Origin of the sequence: Acinetobacter sp. NIPH1876 (assembly GCF_022808535.1) — a bacterium.
GTDB lineage: Bacteria > Pseudomonadota > Gammaproteobacteria > Pseudomonadales > Moraxellaceae > Acinetobacter > Acinetobacter higginsii.
Genome location: NZ_JALGBR010000010.1, coordinates 197,129 through 215,336 on the forward strand (window position 1 = coordinate 197,129; position 18,208 = coordinate 215,336).

The window sequence follows — 18,208 nt, forward strand, 5'->3', positions numbered from 1 at the left end:
AAGCGCAATGTTTTAACATGGGATGTCGTCTTGGCGAAGATAGACTTTAGCCTATACAACCCGTTTATAATTCAACCTATTCAGTATAGATTGGAAATGCTTGATTCTTTTGATTGATCTGTTGGTTTTATCATTATTTTTGTATGTAAATATATAAAAAACACGATAAAGATCAAATGAATGGCCTTTATCGTGTTTCTGTGTTCAAATGCTCGGTTTTATTATTGGCGGATTTGACCGTCGCCAAATACAATCCATTTTTGCGAGGTTAAACCTTCAAGGCCAACTGGACCACGGGCATGGATTTTATCGGTTGAAATGCCAATTTCTGCACCTAAACCATATTCAAAGCCATCAGCGAAGCGGGTTGAAGCATTAATCATGACTGAGCTTGAATCCACACGCGCTAAGAACTCACGGGCTAGACTAAAGTTTTCGGTAATAATCGCATCGGTATGGTGTGAACCATATTTATTGATATGCTCAATCGCTTCATCCATACCAGTGACCACTTTAATCGCAAGAATTGGACCGAGATATTCGGTATACCAATCCTCCTCTGTCGCCGTTTTCACTGATACACCTAAAATACGTTGGGTTTCAGCGCAACCGCGTAATTCAACCTGTTTTTCAGCATAAAGTTCGGCAATGCGTGGCAAGAATTCCTCAGCAATCGCTTCATCGACCAATAAAGTTTCCATGGCATTACACACACCATAACGATGCGTTTTGGAATTGAGCGCAATCGGTAAGGCTTTTTGCAAATCCGCTTGTGCTTCAACAAATACATGGCAGTTGCCATCTAGATGTTTAATGACTGGAATACGTGCTTCATTGCTGATTCGTTCGATCAAGCTTTTACCACCACGCGGCACAATCACATCCACGAATTCAGTCATGGTAATCAGGTGACCCACTGCGGCGCGATCAGGCGTATCAATCACTTGAACCGCATGTTCTGGCAAGCCTGAAATCTGTAGACCATGTTGGATCGCAGTTGCGATGGCTTTATTGGATTCAAGTGCTTCTGATCCGCCACGTAAAATAATCGCATTGCCTGATTTTAAAGCCAATGATGCTGCTTCAAGGGTAACGTTCGGTCTTGATTCATAGATCATGCCAATCACACCTAAAGGCACGCGCATTTTTCCAAGTTGAATCCCTGACGGACGATAGGCAAGATCGGTAATCTCTCCAATCGGATCAACCAAGGCAATCACATCTTTGAGCCCTTGCAGCATACCTTTAAAACGAGCAGGGGTAAGTTCTAAACGATCGAGTAAAGCAGTGTCCAATTGACGTTGGCGACCACTGTCCATATCAATTTGATTGGCTGCTAAAATTTGTGCTTGATTATTTTCTAAAGCCGTATAAATTGCAGACAAGGCGTGGTTTTTCAAATGGGTCGATGCACTCGTTAAAACACGAGACGCTTGACGCGCTTGAGTACCAACCTGTTGCATGTAGTCTTGAATAGAGTCTTGCATAGCATTTTGATATTTGCATGTATTTATAAAGATAGTAACAGTCAAATGCTGAACAATGAATAGGCTGAACTGACAATTCAAAAAATTATCAAGCGTTAATTGGCATAAAAGTTTTTATTTTAGTGCGATGAAGATATTGAATATAAAGCCAAGATTACATATTTTGCAAAAGATTAGTGCTTTAAACAAGATAAGTGGTTAAGGAAATGATTGCGTATAAAACGTGCATATGTATAGAATGAAAAAGTATAGGATAAATGTAATACAAATTTTATAAATTTGTTAACTTGCAAGTTGAATTCGCTGAAAATGAGATGCTTGCAACAAAAAAATAAACAAGGATGGAGGAAGGACATGAATTCCATTATCCAAATGGACTCGGATATAAATCATACCTACACAGGCTTTGGTTTTTTCGACATTTACAATAAAAACAGTTTTAAACAGCCAGCGCGTACCACGTGGATCGATGGTTGGAAAATTGAATATATGGCAATTGCAGATCCGAAAACGATCTACAACACGCCGATTGTAATTGTCGGGGGCGCATTTCAAAATTTTAACTCTTATAAGTATTGCGTTGAGCAACTCTTTGAGAGTGGTCCCGTTATTCTCATTGATTTACCGTCAATGGGAGCGAATCAACAGATTCGTAATGTTGATACAGGTGAATCTGCTGGAATCTTGGAGCTGCCTGAATTATCTAAAATGCTTGGTCAATGGCTGGATATTGTTGGACTTGAGAAGGTTTCAATGATGGGGATGTCACTAGGTTCGGTGGTTGCATCGTCATTCGCACACCAACGTCCCGAATTGATTGACCGTATGGTATTGATGGGGGTGATGCAGAAGACGCGTAAAAGTTGGCGGATGCTGCTGGAAGAATCATTGCATTTAATGCGCGAAGATCGCATGGATGAGTTTGGTCAGGCGGTGATCCTATATTTAGTGAATCATGCCAAGCTTGATAAAACTCGCATGTCGCCAACAGCAAAGCGTTTATTCTTCAGACAAATGGCAGAATTTAGTGCAACTGAACGTGAGCGTTATGAAATTAACTGCAACCGTTTATTGCGTTTAAGTGATGTGCCAGTACCCCAATGTAAAACTTTGGTGGCTGCTGGGCAGTACGACAGTTTTACTTTACCGCATGAAAATGCTGATTTTGCTTTGCAATGCCAGGACATGCAGTTTGCTTTAATTGCAAATGCAGATCATGTCCCACAATTGCAGCGCCGTAAAGAAACCATGAATTTGTTTACCTCATTTTTGAAAGGGGAATCTATCGATAATCTGGATGGTATTATCCCGATGACGCGTGAACAAATGCAAAAAATTGAACGTCGGGGCGAGGAACGTATTGCTGTTTTGCAACCACAGACTAAATTGACTCACCGTCATTTAGTGACTGAAGTGGCAGTGAACGTTGTCGATATCACCTTCTTTGGCGTTTATTTAAAACTTAATGATCTTGAACAGCTTGATTTTGTTAGCCAACATCCTCGTGATTTAGCGCTACATTTAGCTGATGAAGAAGGTGAGTTTAAAATTGAATGTTTAAACTTTGATGCAACTGAGCAAGGACTGCGCATCTTGTTTAAACATGGCAGTTTTGAGATTGCTGATCGTTTAACGCGTTTTATTGAGCGCCAAAAACAAGCTTAATGAGAACCTAAGATTTGAAAAGGGAAGTGGTGATTAACCACTTCCCTTTTTTATGATCCCTATTTATTTATTGCTCGCCTGAATCACCCAGACCAAGTCACCTAAATGCTGCTGCGTATTTTCTAAAGTTGCTTGTTCAAAAAATTGCTTTGGCTGCAGGACTTCAACTTGATTAAAACCTGCTTCTTGAAAGAAATTCTCGACCTCGGCTGGGTTTTTAAAATGAAAACTAAATGCACTGCGTGACATCCATTTTAATAAACGGCTGCTGTTCCAGATGATCGTTGCTAGTTTGTTTTGGGTGGGTTCTGGGTAGATGTCTGTTAAATAATGCAGCTCTTTAAAGTTTTGACCGTAGTTGGCAATGGCTTGAATGAGTTGCTGTAACATTGGTTTTTCAAAGTAATTGATGAGTCCTTCACTCATAATCACCAATGGGCGTTGAGGATCAAATACTTCAAATGCAGCAGCAAAGGCATCGGTAAATAAGTCGACAGACAGAACTTCATCCACATGACTTTCAATTTGTTGGAGTGCAGCTTGTTTGGTCGCTGCCATATCGGGTAAATCCAGTTCACGGTATGTGATATTTGGATAATGTTGTCTAAACCACCAGCCTCGTGGTGATAGGCCACATGCAATTTCAAGCACTTGTAAATCAGGATGTTGCTCAATTAATTCTTTTAAGTGGCTATCCAACATGCTGTGGCGTTGTTTCAGTGTGGTACGCATGCTACCACCGACATATTTTTCTGCCCAGCTTTCAATTGGATGAACTAAGGCTGCTAGCGTTTTTCCTTTGGCGGTTGCCAGTGCTGGATGTGAAATCCCCATTTGATACCAGATGTAACCTGTGTAGTGTGCGGTAAATGAAATGTGGCGATGTTTCGAAAGTTGTTGTGTCATCTGTCCTAGACTCTATTTTCCATAAATTTATCTTTGATATTTTTTATGCCTTAATTTTCATAGCAGAGTCATGCTGTGTTCTCATCTTTTTTTGGTCAACAGCCTTCGGCTCGACCTACTTTTCTTTCGGGAAAAGTAGGCAAAACCATTGTCATCCACAAAACCTGTTTAATGCCTGATATTTTTTGATTTAATTGCAAAAACAGCATTTTGCATAAACCACGCAGGTTGTGGATGACGTGAGCGAGTATCCAATTGTTGAGACAATCTTACGCCATAAAGATTTATCAATTACTCACTAAAGTTAGAACGAATTCTTAAACTCTTCAATGACTTTTCTGACGCTTTGCCAGTTTTCATCGTCTAAAGTCAATGTCGTACCAACCTGAATATTTGGAATTTTGCCGCGCATGCGTTCTAAACGTTGTTGGTTTGGTAACGCTAATGTTTGGATTCCATCTAATGCAGTACATGCAGCTGCACGGTCATTACAGACTAAGCCCATATCACAACCCGCATTTAAGGCAGCTTGAATACGTGCATCCGCACCGCCTGCAACACACGCAGCTTGCATGCTCAAGTCATCGGAGAAGAGTACGCCATCAAATTTAAGTTGTTGACGTAAGATTTCTTGTAACCAGAACGGTGAGAAGCCTGCTGGATTTGGATCGATTTGATCATAGATCACATGGGCTGGCATTAGCGCATCAAGCTGAGGCATTAATTTGATAAAGCTCTGCATGTCTTTGTCATAGATTTCTTGATACGAGCGGCTGTCAATTGCAGCGGCAACATGTGAATCAGCTTTGACTGAACCATGACCAGGGAAATGTTTGCCCGTAGTCGCCATGCCCGCTTTTTTCATACCACGCATAAAAGCATCTGCCAATGGCACGATATCTTGCATGTTTTTGGCAAAACCACGATCACCGATCACATCACTGACATCATTCAGGTCTAAAACAGGGGCAAAGCTAAAATCAATACCGACCGCGAGGACTTCAATCGCCATTAACCAGCCACATTGTTCAGCCAGTTCAATCGCTTGTTGTGGCTGACTTAGGTAATGTTCACCTAGACGTCCCATCGCAGGAAGTAAGGTAAAACCTTGTCTTAAACGTTGTACGCGGCCACCTTCTTGATCCACCGCAATCAGGATATCTGGGCGGACTTGACGCATATGGTCAGTTAAGGCACGTACTTGTTGAGGGGATTCAATATTTCGTGCAAATAAAATCATGCCGCCGACTTGCGGAGCTTGTAATAGTTCAATATCTTCTTGAGTAAGTTCTGTGCCAGCAATATCTAGCATCAACGCGCCGATCATAAGGATTCCGTTAGAATTTTGATGAAAAATTTGGTGAAAAAAACGATAGCTAAATTGTGCAATGATTTGCTACATTTTGTCAGTACAGAATATGATAAAACTACATGATATTGATGATAAGTGCTTGTTGGTTATTTATTTATGATGACCGATGAGTTTTACGTGTAGCGAAGTAGTTGGGTGAAATATATTCATCTTAATCACATCTGCATGTAATAATTGCCATATCCAAGGAAGTACCAAAATTTTATGAAACTTCAAATGATAGCGTGTGCAGTTGCAATCGCGACTGGTGGTTTATTTTTCTCTCATACCATAAATGAGGCATTTGCGGCGACTGAGGCACCTGTCGTTTCAACGGTAATCAAGCCATCACAAGAGCAGGCATTGGTTGCACGTCAGTTAGCCACATTGGTAGATCGTCAACATTATTTAAATATGCGCTTAGACGCAGCAACTTCAAACCGTGTTTTGAATATGTATTTGGATAGTCTTGATCCAGATCATTCATTATTTCTAAACGGTGAAGTTGAAGAATATCAAAAGAAATATGGTTCGAATTTTGGTAGTTCGTTAAAAGCGGGTAACTTAACAGGACCTTTCGCGATTCATGCGCAATACCGTGATCGTTTGAAACAATTTTATGAGTTTATGTTGGCAGAGTTGAAAAAGCCGCAGAACTTAAATCAAAAAGATGTCTATCTCGATACCGATCGTGAAAAAGCACCGTATTTCAAAACGACGGCTGAGCAACAACAACATTGGCAGCAAATGCTAGTGTCGCAGTTGATCAATTTAACCATTAGTAAAGAAGAAGAGCAGGCGAAGCAAAAAGCTTTAAAGGCAGATCCATCGCTAGCGAATGGTCAGGATTTGACTGGACCTGAAGATCTAACCCCAGTGCAGACCTTAACTAAGCGTTATACCCGTCAGTTAGAGCGTATTGGACGTGTGAAAAGCGATGACGTGCTAGAGAAAACATTGAATGCAATGTTGGCGACTTACGATCCGCATAGTAACTATTACCCACCCATTGATGCGATGGAGCTGAATCGTCAGACCACGCTACAATTAGAGGGAATTGGTGTTTCGATCCGTCCTGAACGTGGCAATGAAGACTACACCAAAATTGAGACCATCGTTGAGGGTGGCCCAGCCAGTAAATCGGGTCAGGTGAAATCAGGAGATCGTATCATTGGCGTCGCTCAAGATGGCGAGAAAATGGTGGATGTGATTGGTTGGCCGAGTTCGGAAATCGTCGGGTTAATTCGTGGTAAACGTGGTACCAAAGTTGTGGTGCGTTTATTGGGTGCAGGTGCATCAATGAGCCAAGCCCGTAATGTGACCTTAACCCGTGACATTATTCAAGAAGAAGATGCAGGGGTGCGTTCACGTACGGTTGAAATTACCCGTGATGGTAAAAAACATCTGTTTGGGGTGATTGAAATTCCATCTTTCTATTTTGACTACCGCTCACGTCGTGCAGGTACTGAATATCGTTCAGTCTCTGAAGATACAGCCAAAGCCTTAGATTCACTTAAGGCACAAAAAGTAGAAGGTATCTTGGTTGATTTGCGTAATGACCCAGGTGGTTCTCTCGAAGAAGTTGCCCGTATGCTCGGTCAGGTGATTAAGTCTGGTCCTGTGGTACAAATCCGTGATGGTAACGGTAATGTCAATGTGTTTGAAGATACTGATGGTGGTGAGCAAATCTATGCGGGTCCAATGGCGGTATTGGTTAACTTAGCATCGGCTTCTGCAAGTGAGATTTACTCTGCGGCGATTCAAGATTATGAGCGCGGGATTATCATTGGTAGTACCACAACAGGTAAAGGGACGGCACAGGTTCAGTTAGATTCTTTGGCTTACGGTCAGGCAACATTGACGCAACGTAAGTTCTACCGTATTACGGGTGGTAGTACCCAAAATAAAGGTGTGATCCCAGATATCAAGTTGGTTGATATTTACAATGAGGAGTTTGGTGAGCGTAAAGCGAAAAATGCCTTGAAGTGGGATACCATTCCAACAGCACCATTCAAACGTGAAGGTTCAGTGCAACCGTATGTTGCTAAACTGACTCAATCATCTGAACAACGTGTTGCGGCAGATTCTCAATTTAAATATTTAGAAGCACGTAAAGCAATTGCCAAGAAAACTTCGGATCAAAAGAAAGTGGTGCTCGATATTAATCAGCGCCGTGCCGAGTTGATTGATCTTGAGAAACAAACCTTGAATGCAGAAAATCAACGCCGTACTGCAACAGGTTTAGCACCGTATGCAAATTGGGAAAGTTATCAGGCATCTATTGATGCATTGGTTGAATCTCGTGCCAAAATGAAAGCACATTTGCGTCCACCATTGCCTGAAGAAGAAACCTTCATCAATGAAGCTGCAAATGTCTTGTTAGATTATTCGAAGTTGCAAGGTCGTTAAGCCTCGTATCATTTGATCAATAAAAAGCCCTGTATAACAGGGCTTTTTATTTTTTGTATCAACTTAATTGACACGAATCCAGATTTGGCTACGGCCAAGTACAGAGACGCCGACATAACCACGTAAATGTAAGCGTTGTCCATTGCTACTGAGTTTTGCAGTCAAGCTATAGACACGGCCACTGTTCGGATCCAAGATTTTCCCACCTGTATAGGTGAGGTCCTTTTTATGTTTTAGCTTGCTAATCGCATTTAAACCTAAAATTGGCTTATTGGTATAAGGTGCAGGGCAGCCCGTACATAATTCTTTGGGGGTATAGCCCGTACGCGGGGTAATTTTGATAATTTTACCCGTATAGGAGCCATCGGCTTCTTGTATGATTTCAACCTGTCCTTTGGGGGCACCTGTTACATCATCAACGCTTTGCCAAATCCCAGCAATGTCTTGAGCAAAAGCAACATGACTGAGTGAAAATAAGAAGAGAGAAGAGATCAGTTTTGTGGACATGTGCATGTTAAAGCCTCCTTGCTGCCATGGCTGTCCTGCTATTATTTCGGATTTCTAATTCGAGATTCAATCATTATTTTGCGGTTGTATATTTTTAATATTTGAAATTTCAATCAATTTTTTATGCTGAAATTAAAAAAGCTTCTTCATATCGTGAAGAAGCTTTTGGCTAGAACCGAGATCAATTTGATCCGAGAGGAGTGCGTATTATGGCTCTAAATTTTATTGATTTTACTCAGCACGAATCCAAATCTGATTGCGACCCAATGCCGATACACCGAGATAACCACGTAAGTGCAAACGCTTACCATTGGCACTGAGTTTGGCTTTCATACTATAAATCTTGCCTGAATTCGGATCGAGAATACGACCATTGGTATAGTTCAAGCCTTCGCTATATTTCAAACCCGTTACCACGTCTAAACCAATGATTGGCTTATTGGTATAGGGTGCAGGACAATCCACACAGGTTTCTTTAGGTGTATAACCTGTACGTGGCGTAATTTTAACTACTTTGCCTGCATACGTTCCATTCGCTTCTTTACGAATTTCAACCAATGCTTTAGGCGCCCCCGTCTTGTCATCAATACTTTGCCAGAGCCCCGTAATATCCTCTGCAAAAGTAAAACTGCTCACCGCAGATAAAAGTAACGCACTTAATAATTGTTTGCCCATCATTAAAAATCCTTTTAACGTTTAAGCTTGCATTATGGCGGATATATGACAACTAGTTCAATCTTTATGTGATATCTGCGGCAAATTTTAAGATAAAGATAGAATAAAGGTCGGGAGCCAAATGGCTGTAAATACACCATTTACTGCCATGCCAAAGGCTGCATAACGGCCAGTGACAGGACCGCGTTGCCATGCTTGAGCTGTACCAATTGCATGCGCAGCTAAACCGAGTGCCAGACCCGAAGCACGTTCATCATGAATATGCTTTAAAATCCAAGGGGAGAATGCCGCTCCGATCACACCTGATAAAATCACAATCAAGGTGACCATCATCAAAGGGGCATGCAGTAGGGTGGCGATGTTCAAGGCAATTGGAGTAGTCACAGCACGCGTTGCAAAAGCCATAATCGTTGGTTCAGACATGTGCAGTAAATAGGCCAGTCCCATCGGTAGGGCAACCGCACTAATACTGGCAAAGCATAAGATCCCAATCATCGATTTTAGCGGTAGATCATCATAGCGCATCGCGGCTAAGGGAATTGCCAAGGCAACCGTGACATAGCCGAGTAGATGGTTGAAAACGCCATTCACGTTATCCATATACTGTTGATAAGGAATGCCGAAGATTGCCAAGAAAGCAATCACAATAAACATGCCAAACACAATCAGTGGAATTTGTGGAAATTTTTGATTCAGTGGCTTGGCAAGAAGATAACTAATGAAGGTAATCATGAAGCCATAAATAACCATCGACATAGATCAGCTCCTTATAACCAACGCTTCGCCATTTTGGCATAAATCCATAATGGCAATAATGTGCTAAACGTTAAGATAAATAAAAATGCAGGAATTTCTTTACCCATATGTACCAACATGATTAATGAACCTGCACAGATCGGTAGAAAAGCAAATGCACTTTCTTTTAAGATTTTGTTGTTGGTATCAATCAGGCGATTGGAGATTTTTCTAAAACGTCTCCAGATTAACAGTGTTGCTAATAAGCTAATCAGTCCGACCAGATTACCTAATTCAGGATGACCAAAAGCTTGCGTGATTGCGACAGCCCCTTCACGATAGACGATGATTAATAAAATCGTGCCAAACCAAGCTGTCCAATCAATATTTTTCATTTTCTTTCTAACTCTCGTTTATCGGAACGATGGCTGATCGTCATTATAGGGACGGATGATGTATTTCAAATTCTTCCAAAGGGCGTTGAAATAAGGAAGCTTTTTCTCCAAGAATTTCGTTTAATGGTAAATGTGCTTGTTTAATGATTTGTTCCAGTTTATGTGGTGCAATACATACAGATACATGGAGGTCGCCTTGCTCATCATACTGTTCCGATTGAATTACATTCAGCGTATAGAGCTGTGTTCGCAGTTTACCGTAAGCGGGTTTTAGCACTAAGTCAAACTGTTGTAATTGCCCCATCAGACATTGTTGTACGGCTTGACTGAGTAATTCAAGTCCTTGCCGAGCATGGGCTGAAACATAGACCCGATCAGGGACATCAGTTGTTTTATAAATGATTTTGGCGGCATCACCGCTGAGATCAATTTTATTGTAGACATGCAAAATCGGGGCATCGGCACCGATTTCTTTGAGGACTGATTCTACCGCTTCAATCTGTTCAGGCATATTCGGACTACTGCTATCAATGACGTGTAGCAGTAAAGTTGCTTCTAAAGTTTCTTCTAAGGTGGCTTTGAACGATTCAACCAAATCATGTTGCAGGTTACGAACGAATCCGACCGTATCTGCGAGCACAACGGTACCAATACCGTCCCAATCTAAGCGACGTAAGGTAGGATCGAGGGTCGCAAACAGTTGATCGGCAGCATATACATCGCTTTTGGCTAAAATATTAAATAAAGTCGATTTCCCAGCATTGGTATAGCCGACTAAAGAGATCGTTGGAATAGCAGCTTTTTGTCTTGCAGCTCGACCTTGTAAACGAGTCTGTTGTACTTTAACCAGTTTATCTTTGAGTTGAGTAATACGCACTCGAATCAAGCGGCGGTCTGTTTCCAGTTGTGACTCACCTGGGCCACGTAAGCCAATACCACCTTTTTGTTGTTCTAAGTTGCCCGTAAAACCACGAATTAAACGGGTGGATAAATGTTTAAGCTGAGCTAGCTCAACCTGTAATTTCCCTTCATGGGTACGCGCACGGAGTGCAAAGATATCCAGAATTAAACCAGTGCGGTCAATTACGCGGCACTTGAGAATTCGTTCTAGATTACGTTCTTGCGCAGGCGAGAGTGAATGGTCAAAGATGACTAATTCCGCTTCGAGAGTCTCGACTAACTCGGCAATCTCATCGACTTTACCTGAACCAATAAAAAATTTAGGATCAGGTCTGTTGCGTTGTACAGAAATATGTTCAAGGATCTCAGCGCCTGCGGATTGGGCGAGTAATTGAAACTCTTCAGCATCGAGATCATCGAGAAGTTGAACGGATACACTAACTAAAATCGCTCGTTCACCACTTTGACGCTGCTCAAAATTTTCCACGCTGCTCTGAAATCCTTATTTTTAAAATCTTATTCTAGAATAAACCTCAAGCAAAGGGCAAAGACTTAGTGGATTTATATGACATTACGACGTAAAAGTTCAATGAATCCGACTAATGTTCCCATATATAAAATTGACCAGCCTAGAAACATTCTTAAGGCATAGCCATAAGGAATAGTGGTTTGTGGCTCAGATGTCGTGCTTTGCTGGTTCATCACATCACCTTTTAATCTGTAAATTCGATTTATTTATAATATTTGATCTGATAAATCTTTTAAAATTGAAAAAATTTATGCTCACATTCGTTTTTTGTTATGGAGGAAACTTCTATTAGTTGATATCGGCATGATATAACAAGACTAATCCAATGCACACGTGCATACATGCGTACGGTTTTAAGAATTTATGACTCAACAAGCAACAACAGTAAATAACACACCTTTAAGTTTGTTTTCGAAGTTCAGTTTATACAGTAAAAAATTAGCCTCAGGTCTGGAGACGATTGGTGAAGGCTTCTATCTTATTTACCGTCATGGTTTGTATAAAGATCCGAATAATCCAGTAAATACCCGTTATGTACAGTATTTCTGCCGTCGTTTGTGTGAAGTCTTTAATATTGAAGTCCAAGTTCACGGCACTATTCCTCGTGAGCCAGCCTTATGGGTGAGTAACCATATTTCTTGGTTAGATGTGGCTGTGTTGGGCTCAGGTGCACGCATCTTTTTCTTGGCCAAAGCCGAAGTTGAAAAATGGCCTATTTTAGGAAACTTGGCAAAAGGCGGTGGCACTTTATTTATTAAGCGTGGTTCAGGTGATTCGATTCGGATTCGTGAGCAAATTACTGAATTCTTAAAACAAGATATTCCTGTACTGTTCTTTCCTGAAGCAACCACCACCGATGGCAGTAAAGTCAAAAAAGTACATGGTCGCTTATTAGGTGCTGCAATTGAAGCGCAACGACCTGTGCAGATTTGTGTGATTTGCTATGTGAACCAACAAGGTGAACTGGATTTGGTTGCGCCGTTTATCGGTGAAATGACATTTGCAGAGCATGTGCAACGTGTTTTGGAGATGCCTCAGGTCACCGCACATTTAATGACATTACCTGCCATTCCAGTCGAAGGACATACGGTAGAAACGTTGACCAAGGAAGTTGACCGCCAAATGCGTGCTGGTCTAGAGCGCTTGCAGCGAAAAGTATTGTCCGTGCTACCAGAAAGCGTGGAAACTACATAAACCCTTCAATCGGGAGCCATGAAATCACTTTCATGCCTGCTCTTTGCCACCATTTCATTTTGGGTTCTTTGGTATAAATCAAAGGACCTTGTGGTGTTTCACGTTGCCACGTAATTTTCTTGTTGGCATCTAAAACTAAGCGATAGGCATAAGTCTTTAAGTTTTGATCCATGGTCGCATGCACCGCTTGCGCCAATGGGGGGCTATTGAGTAATACGCCAATCTCGGTGTTTAAATAAGCGGAACGCGGGTCAAAATTAAAAGAACCAATAAAGACCTGTTTTTCATCGAGTGCCATCAGTTTGGCATGTAGACTCGAACGACTTAAACCTTTGATATTAACCTTGGCTTTTTTTGCCAGCTCTTCAGTGTGTTTATCTAAATCACTTTTATCAAGTGCAGGTAAAAACTCATACAGTTGTACGCCATTTTCCAGCAGTTCTTGGCGGTATTTACCATAAAAGGCATGCACGACTGCAACATCATTGGCCTTAAAGGAGTTGGTCAATACTCTGACTTCGATACCATCTTGTGCCAAATCACTTAAAATTTTTGTCCCTTTTTTTTCTGGAACAAAATAAGCAGAAATTAAATCGATATTTTTTTCTGGTTGTTCGAGATGGTTAATTAACTGGAAGTTGAGATGTTCTTCTTTTTTAGCTTTAGATTTGATTTTATCTGGTGAGTCTTTGACGACTTCTGCTTTGACCCAATCGAGTGAAATATCCCGATCCATGAGTGCGTCGACGGCTTGAGAGTGGCTGGTTAAATCAACATAGTTTTGCACCGTGATTCGTTTATAGTGCTCATCAAGTTGCTCTTTCAGACTTTCATAGCTTAAACGGTGAGCACTTTGTTTAACCACTTCTCGGACATCATAGGCATATTCATGATTCCAGTAATCATCAAATGATTTGGAAATATCATTTACAGCGGTGCCGAATAGCATCACATCCACGTCAGAAAACTGATAGGTATCACTGACATTGTAGTATTGGTTGGTCATATTTCGCCCACCTATCAAAGCCACCTGATGATCAGCAATGAAACTTTTATTATGCATCCGACGGTTAATACGCTTTAGATCCAGTACCATATCAATTGCACGATATTTGCGGAAACGGTAGGGGTTAAAGAGCTTTACCTCGATATTCGGGTGCTGTGCCAATGCTAAAAAGATGCCTTCGGTATGCTTGGCATTATTATCGTCAATCAGTAGTCGAACTCGAACACCGCGATCTGCCGCACGGATTAATGCATGTAGGGCCAAGGCGCCAACTTTATCGTTATCCCAAATATAATATTGTAAATCTAAGGTTTTTTCGGCTTTATCAATTAAACGAAGTCGAGCTGCGAGTGCTTCTAGTGGCTCATATAAAACGTGATAACCCGTGAGCTGGGGGTGTTGTTCTTGTAGGGGGCGAATCACTTGTGCTAAAGATGTTTGTGAGGTGTCGATTTGTGTGGTTGTTTGAATGACAGGTTCAATTTTATGTTTAGGTAAGGTACTACAACCGGTAACGGTCAGTGCAATTGAGCAATAAATCGCAATCATACTTTTATTGTAAGCGGTTGTACTTATCTTTGTATGTTTGCTATTTAAATGAGAAAATTGCGTCATAATCGTTACTGATTAAAAGTTGGGCTCGAGTATACCATTTCATCGAAAAAGATAAATATAAGATGAAATGCCTGTCCCTAAAGTGAAATTAATGAGGGCTGTAATGTCGAATTCAGATACTATTATTCTTGGTTTTTACCTTATTTTTGCCGTTTTGGCACTTTGGGCATTAATTCAGGCTTGGATTCACCAAGCCCGCACGGAAACCATCCATCCATTTAAAGCTTTCGTTCATTTATTGGCTTTTTATCTGTCTTATTTATTGCTTCCACTTTGTTTTTTTAGTCTATATGCCGGTTGGGTTGAATATTACAGCTTACATCAGGCGGGCTTTATTTTTTTACTGAGCAGTGTGTTGGTCTATGCCCGTTTTATTGAACCCCATCAAATTCATGTTCAACATCATCAGTATCGACTCAATTCAGAACGTGAATTTACCCGACCAATTAAAGTCGCTTTAGTTGCAGATATGCATGTTGGATTGTTTTCAGGACATGAACGACAATTAAAAAGCATTGTGAAGAAACTCAATCAAGCGCAACCTGATTTGGTTGTGGTTGCTGGTGATTGGACCTACGAGCCTGAAAATCGCTTGGTACAGGAGCTTGAGGTTTTAAAGCAAATTCAGGCACCTGTTTATTCGGTACCTGGCAATCATGATGAACAATATCCAGGTCCTCCAATTCAGGCATTATTAAGCCGGGCACTCGAACAGAACAATGTCATCGATATCGAAGGGAAAATTGTTGATTTTGATGAGTTTCGTTTGATTGGGATTGGAGATCTGTGGGCAGGGAAGGCGAATATGCGTTTTATGCCAGATTTACCACAAGATAAGCCTTGGTTGATTTTGTCACATAATCCCGACACTGTAGATATGGTGCCTGAGTTACCAACGCGCCCATTAATGCTGTCGGGGCATACACATGGTGGGCAGATCGAACTGCCGTGGATTACCAGTTATATTATGAAACGCGTTTCAATTTTGGGGCATAAGAAAGGTTTCTACACCCATGAACATGCGGATGTGTTTGTCACGGTTGGAACGGGGATGGTGGGTGTACCTTTTCGCTTTCGGGTACCACCAACGATTGATATCATTGAACTAATTTAAATAAAAAAACCGACTTTATTAAGTCGGTTTTTTTATTGTGATGATGGTTTATGGGATAATGATGACATTCACTCGACGGTTGCTGGCACGGTTTTCATCTGATGTATTGGCTACAAAAGGTTGGCTTGAGCCGCGACCCACAACAGTTAGGTTATTTTGCTTAAAGCCTTGAGCGACAAAAATGGTTGAAACACTTTGAGCACGTTCTTCAGAGAGTTTCTGATTGTATTCTGGATTACCAATATCATCGGTATGACCAACAATTTTTAATTTTTGTAGGTCATATTTATTTAATTGAGTGGCCAAACGAACAATCTCTTTTTGATGTTCAGGTTTGATCTCTGCCTTATTAAAATCAAATAATAAACGTTCAGGTAGGCCCAGTGTCCAGCCTTCATCTGTCAGCACGAAACCTTCTTTCTTTAGCATTTTGACCTGACGATATTTCAACGGGCCAAAACTCAAGCAGCCAGCCAATGTTAGGCAGAGCAACGCAATAAATGAAATTTTAATGGTGTGAGTGCGCATAACATGTCCTAAATTTCTGGTTTATAAAGAAACCAATGTGGGTTTAGATTTTTAGCTTTATACATGGCTTGATCGGCTTGCATAATTAAATCCTCTGGATTCTCTGCAAACTGAGAAAAAGCAACCCCTAAGCTAAAACCGAAATGAATCATTTGTCCATTAAATGCTAAAGGCTGCTCACAACTTGCGAGAACGCCTTCAGCGATTGTGGTTAAATGATCAGTGTGATGGATTGCATGTAGAATGATGGCAAACTCGTCACCACCTAAACGCGCAATGAAATCCTCATGGCGAACCGATAGCCTTAAACGAGACGCCATTTCTTTTAAAACCGCATCCCCCGCTAAATGCCCATACTCATCATTAATCATTTTAAACTTGTTATTGTCGATAAATAATAAGGCCGAGTTGTGACGATATTGCGGGTTTTCGAAGATATTAAATAATTCTTGATAAAAATAATGGCGATTTGGCAAGCTCGTCAGTTGATCATGATGGGCTTGGAATGACAGTTGACGATTTTCTTTTTGCAAATGCGTATGCCAAATTTGAATTTCTTCTAACAATTCATTAAATACGGTATTTAAATTTTGAAATTCGTGAATATGGTTGTTGGGGAAGCGTAAGTTATAGGCTTTTTGATCACTCACCAATTGTGCAATATGGGTGAGTGGCTTGATTGCTTGCATAATTTGGCGATAGGTAATATTCACCGACCACAATAAAGCAATCACAATGAAGAACATTGAAATTGCAAGACCAATAATAATAGTCTTTAAAAAGTGCAAAATATTCTCGGAGCTGCCATAGAGCACCAGTTCGCCTACTTTTTTCTTATGATGGACTACCATGAGTTTAACTGGATCATGTAAAAACCAACGATCCATTAAATCTTGCATCACTGATGTATGTTCAACTTTTTTGGTACTTTCAGCCAATAGTTGTTGCTGTGGATCATAAACATGAATACTGCGGATAGCATGTTCACTGGTGTAATCATCAAGGATCTGATCAATTGCACCTTTATCTCTAAACACCACTGCAGGTTGAACACGTTCCAGAACCGTTTGGCTTAATAACTGTAAATTTTGTTTTGCATAGGTTTCCATCGTGAACATGGAAATTGTGGCAAATGTAAAAGAACAAATTACGAAAGTAATTGCAAAGATCGCAAACTGCGACTTACGGAATAAGGCGTGCAAGGAAGTTGATTGATATAAATTAGAAATCATCCTGTTCACCCTGCATTCTTTGCTAAAAGTAAAACACGAGGATCAATATGCACTTTGGAATAACTTAACGCATCCAAATTTACCTTAAACGTAGAAAAGGTCTTCTTATTATATAGGCAGAAAATACTGCCAATTTCACAGGCCGGGTTATTGGTACTTAATGAAAGCAACGATCGGGATGGATAGGCTTGAATCAAGTTTTGCTGTTGTTGCGGCGATGTTGTTGTGAAATAAGCTACATGACATTCTGTTTTAGGGAAGTCTTTAGCACTGACTGCCTGAACTTGATATTCATAAGCAAGCTGACGAATATTACTTTGGAACTGATTCGCAGCATCTTGATTGTCAATAACACAAATGGTTGGACGATTTGTGTTGGACCATTTGCTATAACTTAATATTGATAAAGCCAATTCATAAAAGTTATGCGTTGATATCGCATAGCAAAGCGGGCTCGCAGCAAAAGATGCAGCAAGCAATAAATATCGAGCCTTTTTACCAGCAAACCGTATTTTCAATCAAAAGTGCCAAAAAATGTGAAGCAAGAGACATATTCTACTGGACTTAATTGTTTAAAAAAAGTTCTTAAACACAAAGAAAAAGCATTAAAAGTAACTGTTCAGTTCAAAAAATAGGCGCTTGATGCAATAATTTAAGATAATTTGAAAAAGGGGGTTGCACCTGACCTGAAATACTGTAGAATGCACATCCATCGGCGGTGATGCAGATAAAAACTTGTTGAGAAACAAGGATTTGGCTAGAAAGGTTAGATTCTTGGGATGATTGATAAGTTTGCTAAATATCTAAATTACCTGTTGACTTTTAAGAAATTGAGAGTAATATAGCCGACCTAGCTTGATGATGACGAATCATCGAGAAGATCATTAAGAGAATAGAAGAACAACTTGTGTGGATTTTTACTGGTTGATCAATCGAAAATATTTCATTGATTGAATGGTA

Annotated in this window: 17 protein-coding genes; 4 read left to right on the plus strand and 13 right to left on the minus strand. The window is 40.6% G+C overall.

The genetic code is table 11. The annotated features are described in order from the left end of the window. Positions 1–221: 221 nt before the first annotated feature. Positions 222–1,487, minus strand: a complete 1,266-nt coding sequence (locus MN869_RS12725) for a glutamate-5-semialdehyde dehydrogenase (protein WP_033134114.1) — start codon at positions 1,485–1,487, stop codon at positions 222–224. 354 nt (positions 1,488–1,841) lie between these two features. Between MN869_RS12725 and MN869_RS12730 the strand changes: the two genes are divergently transcribed. Beyond that, positions 1,842–3,152 carry an alpha/beta hydrolase gene (locus MN869_RS12730; RefSeq protein ID WP_216077978.1) on the plus strand — a complete coding sequence of 437 codons (1,311 nt, stop codon included), beginning with the start codon at positions 1,842–1,844 and terminating at the stop codon, positions 3,150–3,152. A gap of 63 nt (positions 3,153–3,215) precedes the next feature. Here MN869_RS12730 and MN869_RS12735 read toward each other — a convergent pair whose 3' ends face one another. Beyond that, positions 3,216–4,058 (minus strand): class I SAM-dependent methyltransferase, encoded by an 843-nt coding sequence (locus tag MN869_RS12735; RefSeq protein ID WP_243307864.1) that lies wholly within the window; start codon positions 4,056–4,058, stop codon positions 3,216–3,218. A gap of 304 nt (positions 4,059–4,362) precedes the next feature. Then, positions 4,363–5,385: a beta-N-acetylhexosaminidase gene (nagZ, locus tag MN869_RS12740; protein WP_243307865.1), complete on the minus strand. Its 1,023-nt coding sequence runs from the start codon at positions 5,383–5,385 to the stop codon at positions 4,363–4,365. Positions 5,386–5,634: 249 nt separating this feature from the next. Between nagZ and MN869_RS12745 the strand changes: the two genes are divergently transcribed. Then, complete coding sequence (locus MN869_RS12745) at positions 5,635–7,818, plus strand: carboxy terminal-processing peptidase (RefSeq protein ID WP_005318120.1); 2,184 nt, start codon at positions 5,635–5,637, stop codon at positions 7,816–7,818. 63 nt (positions 7,819–7,881) lie between these two features. Here MN869_RS12745 and MN869_RS12750 read toward each other — a convergent pair whose 3' ends face one another. From MN869_RS12750 to MN869_RS12775, 6 genes are all read right to left on the minus strand, one after another. Next, positions 7,882–8,331 carry a DUF2147 domain-containing protein gene (locus tag MN869_RS12750; RefSeq protein WP_243307876.1) on the minus strand — a complete coding sequence of 150 codons (450 nt, stop codon included), beginning with the start codon at positions 8,329–8,331 and terminating at the stop codon, positions 7,882–7,884. Positions 8,332–8,556: 225 nt separating this feature from the next. Beyond that, entirely contained in the window at positions 8,557–9,000 is a 444-nt protein-coding gene (locus MN869_RS12755; RefSeq protein ID WP_017401947.1) for a DUF2147 domain-containing protein, read from the minus strand. Between the two features lie 87 nt (positions 9,001–9,087). Further along, complete coding sequence (locus MN869_RS12760; RefSeq protein ID WP_004804255.1) at positions 9,088–9,756, minus strand: LrgB family protein; 669 nt, start codon at positions 9,754–9,756, stop codon at positions 9,088–9,090. Between the two features lie 11 nt (positions 9,757–9,767). Continuing rightward, entirely contained in the window at positions 9,768–10,130 is a 363-nt protein-coding gene (locus MN869_RS12765; RefSeq protein WP_167248767.1) for a hypothetical protein, read from the minus strand. A gap of 43 nt (positions 10,131–10,173) precedes the next feature. Next, the gene (hflX, locus tag MN869_RS12770; protein WP_243307878.1) at positions 10,174–11,517 is read right to left on the minus strand and encodes a ribosome rescue GTPase HflX; all 1,344 of its coding nucleotides are present in this window, start codon (positions 11,515–11,517) and stop codon (positions 10,174–10,176) included. A 74-nt stretch (positions 11,518–11,591) separates the two neighbouring features. Then, positions 11,592–11,732 carry a hypothetical protein gene (locus MN869_RS12775; protein ID WP_004804260.1) on the minus strand — a complete coding sequence of 47 codons (141 nt, stop codon included), beginning with the start codon at positions 11,730–11,732 and terminating at the stop codon, positions 11,592–11,594. Between the two features lie 190 nt (positions 11,733–11,922). Between MN869_RS12775 and MN869_RS12780 the strand changes: the two genes are divergently transcribed. Beyond that, positions 11,923–12,753 (plus strand): lysophospholipid acyltransferase family protein, encoded by an 831-nt coding sequence (locus tag MN869_RS12780; protein WP_004804261.1) that lies wholly within the window; start codon positions 11,923–11,925, stop codon positions 12,751–12,753. On the opposite strand, the gene MN869_RS12785 is transcribed toward MN869_RS12780, so the two are convergent. Continuing rightward, complete coding sequence (locus MN869_RS12785; RefSeq protein ID WP_243307880.1) at positions 12,746–14,374, minus strand: phospholipase D family protein; 1,629 nt, start codon at positions 14,372–14,374, stop codon at positions 12,746–12,748. The two genes, MN869_RS12780 and MN869_RS12785, sit on opposite strands and share 8 nt — an antisense overlap. A gap of 103 nt (positions 14,375–14,477) precedes the next feature. Between MN869_RS12785 and MN869_RS12790 the strand changes: the two genes are divergently transcribed. Beyond that, positions 14,478–15,488, plus strand: coding sequence for a metallophosphoesterase (locus MN869_RS12790; protein WP_243307882.1), 1,011 nt, complete (start codon positions 14,478–14,480; stop codon positions 15,486–15,488). Positions 15,489–15,536: 48 nt separating this feature from the next. Here the strand turns inward: MN869_RS12790 and MN869_RS12795 are convergent, their stop codons facing one another. From MN869_RS12795 to MN869_RS12805, 3 genes are read right to left on the minus strand one after another with little or no spacing between them, the layout of a single operon-like run. Continuing rightward, positions 15,537–16,016, minus strand: coding sequence for an OmpA family protein (locus MN869_RS12795; RefSeq protein WP_004804266.1), 480 nt, complete (start codon positions 16,014–16,016; stop codon positions 15,537–15,539). Between the two features lie 8 nt (positions 16,017–16,024). Continuing rightward, positions 16,025–17,248 (minus strand): diguanylate cyclase, encoded by a 1,224-nt coding sequence (locus MN869_RS12800; RefSeq protein ID WP_171551392.1) that lies wholly within the window; start codon positions 17,246–17,248, stop codon positions 16,025–16,027. Positions 17,249–17,253: 5 nt separating this feature from the next. Continuing rightward, positions 17,254–17,727 carry a YfiR family protein gene (locus MN869_RS12805; protein ID WP_004804270.1) on the minus strand — a complete coding sequence of 158 codons (474 nt, stop codon included), beginning with the start codon at positions 17,725–17,727 and terminating at the stop codon, positions 17,254–17,256. Positions 17,728–18,208 lie beyond the last annotated feature (481 nt).

Excerpts from the sequence above, each read along its gene's own strand:
- MN869_RS12725 (WP_033134114.1), bottom strand. The coding sequence starts at position 1,487 with ATGCAAGACTCTATTCAAGACTACATGCAACAGGTTGGTACTCAAGCG.
- MN869_RS12730 (WP_216077978.1), top strand. The coding sequence starts at position 1,842 with ATGAATTCCATTATCCAAATGGACTCGGATATAAATCATACCTACACA.
- MN869_RS12735 (WP_243307864.1), bottom strand. The coding sequence starts at position 4,058 with ATGACACAACAACTTTCGAAACATCGCCACATTTCATTTACCGCACAC.
- nagZ (WP_243307865.1), bottom strand. The coding sequence starts at position 5,385 with ATGATCGGCGCGTTGATGCTAGATATTGCTGGCACAGAACTTACTCAA.
- MN869_RS12745 (WP_005318120.1), top strand. The coding sequence starts at position 5,635 with ATGAAACTTCAAATGATAGCGTGTGCAGTTGCAATCGCGACTGGTGGT.
- MN869_RS12750 (WP_243307876.1), bottom strand. The coding sequence starts at position 8,331 with ATGCACATGTCCACAAAACTGATCTCTTCTCTCTTCTTATTTTCACTC.
- MN869_RS12755 (WP_017401947.1), bottom strand. The coding sequence starts at position 9,000 with ATGGGCAAACAATTATTAAGTGCGTTACTTTTATCTGCGGTGAGCAGT.
- MN869_RS12760 (WP_004804255.1), bottom strand. The coding sequence starts at position 9,756 with ATGTCGATGGTTATTTATGGCTTCATGATTACCTTCATTAGTTATCTT.
- MN869_RS12765 (WP_167248767.1), bottom strand. The coding sequence starts at position 10,130 with ATGAAAAATATTGATTGGACAGCTTGGTTTGGCACGATTTTATTAATC.
- MN869_RS12775 (WP_004804260.1), bottom strand. The coding sequence starts at position 11,732 with ATGAACCAGCAAAGCACGACATCTGAGCCACAAACCACTATTCCTTAT.
- MN869_RS12780 (WP_004804261.1), top strand. The coding sequence starts at position 11,923 with ATGACTCAACAAGCAACAACAGTAAATAACACACCTTTAAGTTTGTTT.
- MN869_RS12785 (WP_243307880.1), bottom strand. The coding sequence starts at position 14,374 with ATGACGCAATTTTCTCATTTAAATAGCAAACATACAAAGATAAGTACA.
- MN869_RS12790 (WP_243307882.1), top strand. The coding sequence starts at position 14,478 with ATGTCGAATTCAGATACTATTATTCTTGGTTTTTACCTTATTTTTGCC.
- MN869_RS12795 (WP_004804266.1), bottom strand. The coding sequence starts at position 16,016 with ATGCGCACTCACACCATTAAAATTTCATTTATTGCGTTGCTCTGCCTA.
- MN869_RS12800 (WP_171551392.1), bottom strand. The coding sequence starts at position 17,248 with ATGATTTCTAATTTATATCAATCAACTTCCTTGCACGCCTTATTCCGT.